Source organism: Nocardia sp. JMUB6875 (assembly GCF_041154655.1).
GTDB lineage: Bacteria > Actinomycetota > Actinomycetes > Mycobacteriales > Mycobacteriaceae > Nocardia.
Window position 1 is genome coordinate 1 of record NZ_BAAFGR010000260.1, and the last position, 7,553, is coordinate 7,553.

Annotated in this window: 8 protein-coding genes; 5 read left to right on the forward strand and 3 right to left on the reverse strand. The window is 68.2% G+C overall.

Translation table 11 applies throughout. The annotated features are described in order from the left end of the window. Positions 1-795 (forward strand): AraC family transcriptional regulator ligand-binding domain-containing protein (locus ACAM49_RS37070; RefSeq protein WP_369640199.1); only part of this gene is annotated, 795 nt, incomplete at its 5' end. A 6-nt stretch (positions 796-801) separates the two neighbouring features. On the opposite strand, the gene ACAM49_RS37075 is transcribed toward ACAM49_RS37070, so the two are convergent. Then, a complete protein-coding gene (locus ACAM49_RS37075) occupies positions 802-1,542 on the reverse strand; it encodes an AraC family transcriptional regulator ligand-binding domain-containing protein (RefSeq protein WP_369640200.1) in 741 nt (246 codons plus the stop codon). Positions 1,543-1,668: 126 nt separating this feature from the next. Between ACAM49_RS37075 and ACAM49_RS37080 the strand changes: the two genes are divergently transcribed. The 3 genes from ACAM49_RS37080 to ACAM49_RS37090 all read left to right on the forward strand — a co-directional run bounded on the left by ACAM49_RS37080 (position 1,669) and on the right by ACAM49_RS37090 (position 4,504). Further along, the gene (locus ACAM49_RS37080) at positions 1,669-1,887 is read left to right on the forward strand and encodes a hypothetical protein (protein ID WP_369640201.1); all 219 of its coding nucleotides are present in this window, start codon (positions 1,669-1,671) and stop codon (positions 1,885-1,887) included. 188 nt (positions 1,888-2,075) lie between these two features. Then, complete coding sequence (locus ACAM49_RS37085) at positions 2,076-3,107, forward strand: hypothetical protein (RefSeq protein ID WP_369640202.1); 1,032 nt, start codon at positions 2,076-2,078, stop codon at positions 3,105-3,107. Between the two features lie 50 nt (positions 3,108-3,157). Further along, positions 3,158-4,504, forward strand: coding sequence for a cytochrome P450 (locus ACAM49_RS37090; RefSeq protein WP_369640203.1), 1,347 nt, complete (start codon positions 3,158-3,160; stop codon positions 4,502-4,504). Between the two features lie 37 nt (positions 4,505-4,541). On the opposite strand, the gene ACAM49_RS37095 is transcribed toward ACAM49_RS37090, so the two are convergent. Both ACAM49_RS37095 and ACAM49_RS37100 read right to left on the reverse strand, forming a co-directional pair. Beyond that, positions 4,542-5,267 carry an SDR family NAD(P)-dependent oxidoreductase gene (locus ACAM49_RS37095; RefSeq protein ID WP_369640204.1) on the reverse strand — a complete coding sequence of 242 codons (726 nt, stop codon included), beginning with the start codon at positions 5,265-5,267 and terminating at the stop codon, positions 4,542-4,544. Between the two features lie 85 nt (positions 5,268-5,352). Further along, the gene (locus tag ACAM49_RS37100) at positions 5,353-6,492 is read right to left on the reverse strand and encodes a sigma-70 family RNA polymerase sigma factor (protein ID WP_369640205.1); all 1,140 of its coding nucleotides are present in this window, start codon (positions 6,490-6,492) and stop codon (positions 5,353-5,355) included. Here ACAM49_RS37100 and ACAM49_RS37105 point away from each other — a divergent pair. Further along, positions 6,491-7,553: GMC family oxidoreductase (locus ACAM49_RS37105; RefSeq protein ID WP_369640206.1), on the forward strand; the 1,063-nt coding region annotated here is incomplete at its 3' end. The genes ACAM49_RS37100 and ACAM49_RS37105 overlap by 2 nt on opposite strands.

Consider the following 7,553-nt stretch of genomic DNA (forward strand, 5'->3'; position numbering starts at 1 on the left):
GGCGGGCTGTGCGATTACCTGTTCTCAACGTCGGCGACCATCGGGGAGGGGCTGGCCACGGTCGGGCCCTACATCAGCGATATCAGCACCAATCACCGGCTGTCGATGGTCGAGGAAGCCAATGGCGATGTGAAATTCGGCTTCGAGATCATCGAGGGCGATGACACGGCCCGCGACCTCACCCACCTGTGGGCGGTGGCCTCGCTGCTGGGCCGTCCGCGCCGGGTGGCGGCCGGGCCGTTCGACGCGGTGGCGGTGCGGCTGCGGCAGCCCGCGCCGCGCAATCACACCGACATGTACGACCTGCTCGGCACCCGGGCCATCGAATTCGGGGCGTCGGAGGATTCCATCACCTTCCGCGGCGCCGATATGGAAATACCGCTGACCACAGCCGATCCCATCCTGCACGGCATTCTCGACAAGGTCGCCGCGACGGTGCCCCCGCCACCGCCGCTGGCGACCGCCTGGATCGACCAGGTCGCCGAGGCGCTGGCGGAGGCGCTCGCCGGCGGTGACGCGTCGCTGGACGCGGTGGCGCGCCGGTTGACGGTGAGCCGGAGGACCTTGCAGCGCAGGCTGACCGAGGCGGGCACGACCTGGCGGCAGGAGCTCGACCGCGCGCGGCTGGAGCGTCTGCGCCGCGCCGATACCGCGGGGGAGAACCTGGGCCGGGCGCGGCAGGCGGAGATCCTGGGTTACGCCGGGCCGCAATCGATTCGGCGGGCCGCGCGCCGGTGGGAGTCGATCGCCGAGCGGCGGGTCGCGGACGCCGCCGCGATGGCGATGCGGCTCTGACGGATTTCATCCGATCCCGTCGTCGAAGTGCGGGCGCGTACAGCGCGGCGCGATATCGTCGGGCACCGCGTACAGCCGCCCGAATCGCGGATTCGGCTGCGGCATAGGCGTTTCCATCAGCTCGGGATCCAATACCAGGACCGTCCGCGGCGCGTCGAACGCGACATCGCGCACCCCCAGCACCATGGCGATGCCCTCGTACACCGGATTCGGCGGCACGCTGACCTCGGCGCGTTTGATGGCCTCGCGCATCTGCAGCCCATCGCGCTGCATGCTGACCAGTGTGCCGATGTCGTGCTCGAGTGAGAAGCGCCGGATGTCGGCGGGCACCATGGAATCGTCACGCACCAGCTCGATCTCATCGCCGCGCGGCTCGAGGGTGTGGCGGGCGAGCGAGCAGGACTGTTCGGCGAAGCGGATCCCGATCTCGAAGGCGCGCGCGACGGTGGGCTGGCTCATCACCGCGAGTTCGAGCGCGCCCAGCATCGGCGGATGGCAGGTGAGCCCGGCCATCAGGCCGAAGCCCGGTTCGTCGCCGATGCCGCGGACGACATTGCGCATCACCGCTACTTGCTGGTCATAGCTGATCTCGGTCTCGGGATCGGTGAGCTGGCTCTTGCGCAGGCCGGTGTCGCGCAGGATGGATGTGATCGGAAGTCCGCGGCCCAGCGCGAAATCCACCAGCAGTGATGTACTGAAGGCCGGGCGCTTTCGGATCCGCCGCTCGGCCGCACTGAAGTTGATCACCGGAAGCCCCACTGTTACCTCTGGTCCGTTGGTCCCCCCGGTAGGCCCGGGTGCGTTGGCGGGCGGTCAACGCACCCGGACTCCGCATATAGCTTCGTGACCGCGGGGTGCCGTGGCCAGCACCATTTGCGCCAAGCGACCGCTGATTGCGCCATCCTGCACCCGGGCAACCTTGACCGAAGGGGAGAGGCCGGGCCGGAAATCGATCATCAAGGTGTCCGCTTTGCGTGGATCGGCGGCGACCTGCGCTGGGAAACAGGGCTTTTCGGGCGCGTCGGCGTGTCCCAATTTGAACTGCCGCTGACCGGAAAGCGTGGTGGCGAAATGATGCTGGCAACCTTATAGTTAATTCACCGCCACGGTGATCGATAGACCCCTCGCCGACTCCTCGGAGGCAGCGAGGCAGGTATCGGATCATGGTGCGGCACAACAATATTTCGCATTTCGTGAGATGAGCTGTGTCCGTGCCGCTCTCGGATCTCTCCATATTTGCCGATTCGAATCGAGGCCTCTTGTCCTCACCCGATTTCCCGGTGACAGTGTCCGAGCTGGACATCCTTCCACCGCTCGCTCATCCCATTCTCGCTCTGCCGGTGCGTGTTTCGCCGCACGAGGAGCGTCTCGAACAGCTCATCCTGGACTGGGCGGATTCCTACCGGCTGCTGGAGACCGACCGGCAACGACATCGATTGGCTGGCACCCGCCTCGGTGAACTCATCGCCCGCACTTACCCTTTCGTCCGCGAGGATCGTCTCGAACCGCTGGCGGGCTGGTTCACCTGGGCGTTCGTCATCGACGACTGGTACGACGGGCCGGGCAGCGGCGTACTCGACGGCCACGACCGCCGCCTGTCGCACGTGCTCGACGCGCTCCCGCTGGACGGCCGGAGCCGGTCCGCACACCCGGGGGCACTCTTCCGGCAACTCGCCGCGGTCTGGGTCCGCATGGCCGAACCGCAGAGTATGCAGTGGCGGCTGCGTTTCGTCGATTGCATGGCCGCCTTCATGGAATCCTTCGCCTATGAGGCGGTCAACCGGCACGCGGAGGCCACGCCCGGGGTGGTCTCGTATGCCCAATTGCGGCGGCAGTCGGGCGGCATCACGCCGTGTCTGAACCTGCTGGAATACGCCGCCGGGCTGGAGGTCCCGGGGCTGATCCGGCGCAGCGACCCCTTCGAGCGCATGTTCAACCGTGCCGCCGACGTGGTCGTGTGGGTCAACGATGTGGTGTCGTTGCGCAAGGAACTCGCCATCGGCGAGGTGACCAACGGCGTGCTCGCCCTGGCCGCCGAACTGAGCTGCGGCCTGCAGGAGGCGGTGACCGCAGCCTATGCGCGGGTGGCGCAGGCCATCGATGAATTCCACTGTGCCGAAATGGAACTGACGCGACTGTGTGCGGACTGGCGGGGTCTGCGCGAGCGTGACCACGAAGCCGTGCGGCTCTTCGTCGACGGCATGAAGTACTGGATGCGCGGAAACCTCGACTGGTCGATGCATTCGGAGCGATACCGGCAGGCCGACATCGTGCGCCTCGGCACCTCGCCCAGCCTCCTGGGTTCCGACTAGCCCGCGCGGCTGAATTCCCCAACCCCTGCCACCGCATCAGGAGTCCCCTCATGGCTGTCCTGTCACCGCGCGCGTCGTGCTCGCGGATCCCCGCCGCGCCGGGCGCACTGCCCCTGATCGGCCACAGTCTGGCCCTGCTCCGAGATCCCCTGGGCCTGCTCCGCACGCTGCCCGAGCGCGGTGATGTGGTCCGCCTGCGCCTGGGAACCGGCGACGTCTACGCGGTCTGCACCCCGGAGCTGACCCACGAATTGCTGCACGATCCAAGGACATTCGACAAGGGCGGCTTCTTCTTCGACCGGCTGCGCGAACTGACCGGCAATAATGTCGCGTCCTGCCCGCATGCCGCGCACGCCGCGCAACGCCGCCGGGTGCAGCCGATCTTCCGCAGGGACCGCATGCCCGGCTACGGGCGCACCATCGTCGAGCAGGCCACCACCGTCGTCGACCGCTGGCGCGAGGACACCGTCGTCGACGTCTTCCCGGACATGCTGCGCATCGGCGCGAGCTGCGCCGCGGTCCTCGTCTTCGGCACCGCATTTCCCCCGGATGCTCTGGAGCGCACCGTTTCCGACATCACCCTCTACGTCAAGGGCATCTTCTCCCGCATGTTCCTGCCGCCCGCCGCGGCTCGAATCCCGCTGCCCGCCAACCTGCGATACGACCAGGTTCGAAAACGCCTGCGCGACGCCGTATCCGAGATGGTCGACAGCTACCACCGCGCGGACCGGCCGGTGGGCGGCGACCTACTGACCGCGCTGATGGAATCCGCCCCGGCCTCCTCGCCCGATTCCCGCACCGAACTCGTCGATCAGCTGATCATCATGCTCATGGCCGGGACCGAATCGACCGCCACCACCGTCGCCTGGGCCCTGCACGAGCTCGCCCGCGACCCCGGGCTCCAGCACCGCGTCCGAGCCGAGATCGACGCTGTCATCGGCGCGGACACCCCGGCCCACGCCCACATCGAACACCTCGAACTGACCGGCCGGGTCCTCACCGAAACCCTCCGAAAGTACCCGGCCGCATGGCTTCTCACCCGGATCACCACCGGGGAGACGACCCTCGGCGGCCACCGCATCCCGGCGGGCGCCGCGGTCGTCTTCAGTCCCTATCTGTTGCACCGCCGCGCGGACATCTTCCCCGGGCCGGAGCGCTTCGACCCGGATCGCTGGCTGCCGGAGAACATCCGGCCGGTGATGCGAAAAGCCTTGCTGCCCTTCGGTGCGGGAACCCGCAAGTGTGCCGGAGACACCTTCGCCATGACCGAATCGGCCCTGGTGCTCGCCACCATCCTCACCCGCTGGTCGCTGCGCCCGGTTCCCGGCACCGTCCGACTGGCAGCCTACGGAGCCCTGCAACCCGACGGCCTGTACCTCACCCCGAAAGCCCGCTGACCGGGCGTCGTTCCGCCCGGTCGCGGTCCGGGATCGCCTACCGGCTCACCGGTGTCTCGGCGAATTGCGCGAAGTCCCGTTCGAGCGCCTTCATCACGCCATTGCGCCACCCGTCGGCGACCGCCGCCGAGACCGGATCGGGGAAGATCTCCTCCTCACCGCGCTCCACGCCGTCGAAGATGCCGCGCGCGACCGATTCGGGTGCGGCCTTGGGGATTTCGAACCCGCGGTTCATCTCGGTGTCGGTCGGCCCGGTCAGCACCGCGTGCACCGTCACGCCCTGTTCTGCCGCGCGCAGGCGCATCGACTGCGTCATCGACAGGGCCGCGGCTTTCGAGATGGAGTACGCGGGAGTCACCGGCACCGGGGCCAGGGAGCTCAGCGACAAGTTGTTGACGATCGCGCCGCGGGAGAGCGCCAGCCGCGGCAGGAACGCGCGGATCATTTCGTAGGGCCCGAAAAGATTGACGGCGAGCTGGTTTTCGATCGTGGCGCGATCCTCCAGATCGTCGCGGGCCGCGACACCCGCGTTGTTGACGAGCAGGTCGAGCGATTCGACCCGCTCGACGGCACGGTGGATCTGGTCGAGTGCGGTGATGTCGAGCGGCAATGGCGTCACCCTCGAGTCCGGATGCGTCCAGTCGACCCGGGTGCCGACGTAGACGCGCCCCGCGCCCCTGCGCAATGCCTCCTCGACCAGTGCCCGGCCGATCCCGCGGTTGCCGCCGGTCACCAGCACCGAGCTGCCCTGAATCTGCACCATCATGATCTCCCTTGTCCGATAACGGTCTTCCGGAAATGGAGAGACGCGGGAGCGGGCGAACTCATCGCGGCAGGCGCACCCGATTTCAGGAAGTCACGCCGAGCACCGGCGGCAGATCGAACCGGGGGAGTCCACCTGCGCCGCAGAACGCGACGATGTGGCTGATCCCGCCTCCGGACATCCCCAGTACCTGCAGCGAGTACGCATGGAACCGCCCGTCCGCGCCGCGCCGGTATTCGGCCACGGCCGCTTGGCCGTTCGCCGAGGTCCGCACCATCCGCAGCGTTCCGGCCTCGATTCCCAGCGTCGCCAGGAAGCGCACGATCTGATCGCGGCCCGCGAACCAGTCCGGCTGAGGCGGCATCTCCAGCACCGCGTCGTCGTGCAGCACCGTGTGCAGGGCCGCGAAGTCGGCGGAGGTCAACGCGTCGACATACCGGTCGAGCAGCGCGCGCCGCTGCGGCTCGGACGGCTCGTCGACCTGCTCGAGATCGACACCCGCGGTGGCCAGCGCGGCCCGGGCCCGCTGCAGGGCGCTGTTCACCGCGGCGACGGAGATGCCCAGTGCCAGAGCGGTTTCGGCGGCCGAGAACTGGATGACCTCGCGCAGTATCAGCACGGCCCGCTGCCGCGCGGGCAGCAATTGCATGGCCGCCACCAACGCCAGCCGCACCCCGCCACGGGTCTCGACGATCCCGGCGGGATCCCCGGCGAGCAGGTGGTCGGGTAGCGGCTCGAGCCACCGCGTGAGCGGTGCGGCCGGGGTCGGGTACCGCGCGAGATCGGTGAGGGGCCCGGACAATCCGGATGGCAGTGGGCGTCGGCCGCGCTGTTCCAGAGCACGCAGACAGGCATTGGTGGCGATCCGGTACAGCCAGGTCCGCAGCGAGGAGCGGCCCTCGAACCGCTCGTAGGCGCGCCAGGCCTGCAGATACGTCTCCTGCACCAGATCCTCGGCCTCCTCGGGTGAGCCCAGCATGCGGTAGCAGTGGGCCAGCAGCTCGGGGCGGAACCGCTGGGCGAGTGTCATGAACTCCCCGGTGTCGGCGGTCTGTGTGGGCATGTCGCACTCCTCGCTCTCATTACTTGCATCATGATAGTGAATTCGGGTGACGAGTCGCCGAAACGGGTTTCCGGGCGGCCGGTTTCGAGTACCTTTTGCAACACATTCCAGTTTTCGCCGGTGACGTGCGGCGAGGTTTGTGCGGGCGGAAGGGCTGGTCATGGCTGCGACGGACTACATCGTCATCGGTTCCGGGAGCGCCGGGGCGATCATCGCCCGCAGATTGGCCGACTCCGGCGCGGCGGTCACCCTGTTCGAGGCGGGTGGGCGCGACAGCGGCCGGATGGTGCGCAAGCCGGGGATGATCGGGCCGATGCACAGCGTGCCGCAGCTGAAGAAGCGGATCGACTGGGGGCACTACACCGTCGAGCAGAAGCACGCGCTGGGCCGGCGCGTGCCGCAGACGCACGGGAAGGTGGTCGGCGGGTCGAGTTCGGTCAACGGCATGGTGTTCGTGCGCGGCAACCGGCGCAACTTCGATGACTGGGCGGGGGAGGGGAACAGCGGCTGGTCATATGCGGATGTGCTGCCCAGCTTCAAGAAGTTCGAGTCGTTCGAGGACGGCGCGAGCGACTTCCGCGGCGGCGCCGGACCCATCAAGGTCAGCCGGGCCCGCGATCTCACCCCCGCCTCCGAGTCATTCATCGAGGCGCTGGCCGAAACCGCCGGTGTGGCACGCAATCCCGACTACAACGGCGCCGAGCAGGAGGGCGTCTCGATCCTGCAGCAGAGCAACAGCCACGGGCTGCGCTACAGCACCTCGGTCGGCTACCTCGACGACCGGCCGAAAAACCTTACGGTGCTGCCGAATACGCAGGTGGTGCGCATCCTGATCGAGAACGGCCGGGCCATCGGCGTGGAATACCGCACCGCCCACGGCACCGAAGTCCTCCATGCCGAGCGTGAAATAATAGTCAGCGCAGGCACTTTCGGCTCAGCCCAACTCCTCATGCTCTCCGGCATCGGCCCCGCCGACCACCTCCGCGCCTTCGGCATCGACGTCGTGGCCGACCTCCCGGTGGGCGACAACCTCCACGACCACCTCTTCGTCCCCATGACCTTCGCCATGCCCACCGCCCTGCGCCGCTCATCCCCGGCCTACTTCGCCCGAGCCTTCATCCGAGAGTCCCTGCGCAACAACACCACCTGGCTCGCCCGCAGCGTCTTCGAAGCCGTCGCCTTCCTCCACACCCCCTACTCCACCGGCGCCCCCGACCTCCAAC